This window comes from Cytobacillus praedii (assembly GCF_001439605.1).
Classification (GTDB): domain Bacteria; phylum Bacillota; class Bacilli; order Bacillales; family Cytobacillaceae; genus Cytobacillus; species Cytobacillus praedii.
The window spans coordinates 1-1,585 of sequence record NZ_LMBX01000057.1 but is presented as its reverse complement, the minus strand read 5'-3'; the positions used below and the strand labels follow the sequence as shown (position 1 = coordinate 1,585).

The 1,585-nt window shown below is 36.8% G+C and carries 1 protein-coding gene; it reads left to right on the top strand.

What is annotated here, in order from left to right; genetic code table 11:
- The first annotated feature begins 250 nt into the window (after positions 1-250).
- Entirely contained in the window at positions 251-1,447 is a 1,197-nt protein-coding gene (locus tag ASU02_RS25385; RefSeq protein ID WP_057768461.1) for an IS110 family RNA-guided transposase, read from the top strand.
- Positions 1,448-1,585: the final 138 nt, after the last annotated feature.

Here is a 1,585-nt window from a genome sequence, read left to right as displayed (position 1 = left end):
TTCGTATTATAAGGTCAACTAGTAGTGATTACTGGTTGGCCTATTTTATATGGGTTATGCTTTATGGTAGTCGGGGTAGGACGATCGGGCGCGTGGGACTTGATCCCGTCCAGAATAATGTCCACCTCCTACTTGTAGAAACATGTTTGAGGCTGGTTGGGGCACTGACCCCGAATAACAAGCGAAGCTATGAAACTACAAGATTGTTAGGAGCCGCCGGCAAATAAAGTAAAAGGAGACGTGATAAAGTATGGATCCAGTCATTGGTCTGGATGTCGCAAAAGGAGAAAGTCAAGTCCAAGCTTTCTTGGCAAGAAAGCAACCTTTTGGAAAAACCTTTAAGTTTAAGCATGATACCAATGGTTTACGTGATTTCTATGTATTTTACAAGGAGATAAAATTAAACGCTGAAGCAGATCCTGTGGTCATTTTTGAATCTACTGGACACTATCATGAACCTGTACTTCAGTATCTTGAGGAGAGGAGAATAACTTACTATTTAGTAAATCCAGTGATTTCTTACGAAACTAAAAAGAGTAGCCTTCGGAAGGTCAAGTCAGACCCGGCTGATGCTCGACATTTATGCGAACTCTATTACAAAGAAGATCTAGAAACATTCCATCGAAAAAATGTTCAAACTATGAACTTGCGGAATTTATCTAGACAACATGATTCATTAACGCGTAATTACGTACAGTTAAAGCTACAGTTTCAAACAATTCTTGATCAAGTTTTTCCTGAATATAAGGGCGTTTTTGGGGATTTGTATTCACTGGTATCTTTAAAAACCTTGCTTTTATATCCTACTTCCGACGTCGTTTTAAAGGCAACAACAGATGAAATAGCAAGAGTGATGCATAGTCTGGGAGGGAAACGTTCGTTTGCATGGTTTTTGGAAAAGGCGAATAAGCTTAAAGAAGCAGCTGAACGAAATCCATTTAAGAAAATACTGTATCAGAGCCATTTAGTTACCTTAAAGATGTACATCCAAATGCTTCTTCAACAAAAAGAGTTTCTATCTATCCTAGAACAAGAGATTGATGAATTAGCCATGCAGTTTGAAGAGTATGAAATTCTCCATTCTATACCAGGAGTAGGATGTAAGATTGCAGCTACACTCATCTCCGAAATTGGGGAAATCAAGCAGTTTAGTCATCCTAAAAAGCTAGTGGCTTATGCAGGAATTGACCCCAGAATATATCAATCAGGCAAGTTTACTGCTAGCATAAACCGTATCACGAAAAGAGGCTCTACTAGGTTACGACAGGCTTTATATACAGCTGTTCAATGTGGATTAACGAATAATCGAAACACCAAACTTAGAGAGTTTTATGACAAAAAAAGAAGTGAGGGAAAACCTCACAAAGTAGCAATAATAGCCTGCGCCAACAAGCTATTACATTGGATTTATGCCATTCTTAAGCACAAAGAGATTTTTAATGCATAAAAACACCTTTAATTAACATAAATTACAAAAACTTCAATTTCATCTTTTGAAGTTTATTTGTTATGCCTAAATTTATTATAACATGATTAATTTTAAAACATTAAATGAAAAGTGTTGACTCATATTAGCTGGTATTCT

What these genes read in the sequence shown, in the direction of transcription:
- ASU02_RS25385 (WP_057768461.1), top strand. Translation starts at nt 251, where the DNA reads ATGGATCCAGTCATTGGTCTGGATGTCGCAAAAGGAGAAAGTCAAGTC.